Annotated in this window: 1 protein-coding gene; it reads right to left on the bottom strand. The window is 40.6% G+C overall.

Annotation, left to right across the window (positions count from 1 at the left end; all coding sequences use genetic code 11):
- A partial coding sequence (locus AC1DRF_RS31605) for a phosphorothioated DNA-binding restriction endonuclease (RefSeq protein WP_477742773.1) occupies window positions 1-589 on the bottom strand: 589 nt, incomplete at both ends.

The following is a 589-nucleotide window of genomic DNA, read 5'->3' as shown; positions in this document are numbered from 1 at the left end:
CTTGAGTTGCCACCAACAGCTCATTATGATCTGAAAAAGTAAAAACTCCTCGATCAAATAATTTATGATGCATCGAACATAAAGCGATGCCGTTACTTTCAATATCTTGCCCTCCCGCTTGATGCCACTTAATATGAGCGGCCTCTACACCTACTAAATTATGTCCAAGACGAACGTTAAACCCACAAACAGCACAGCTATATCCGTAAGCTTGAAGAATTTTCTCTCGAAACTTTGGATCTCTTCTTCTCTTTAACTGTGTTTCAAAATCCAACCCTACCGCTCTTAATATATCTTCATGGATCGTATCCGGAAAATGCTCATTTAATAAAAATTGCGCTGCATCTTGAAGCAGCGTAGGATCATTTGCAAAAAGATTATAAACATCCGATGTAAAACCGCCCATTATATTTGTGCTCAGCAAATATTTATCGGTAAAGCTACGCTTATCCACTTCTTCGCTTAGCTCCCATATTCCATCTCCTGTCAAACGAACAAAAGGATGCTCGGGATGGTAGGAACTCCGAGAAGGTCCAAACTCCATAAGCAGCTCTTTTAAAGGGATTTTCACCTCGCTATACGGCAGGTG

This window comes from Priestia sp. P5_B4 (assembly GCF_056400385.1).
Note: the sequence above shows the minus strand (reverse complement) of the source record. Positions and strands in the feature narration are given on the sequence as shown.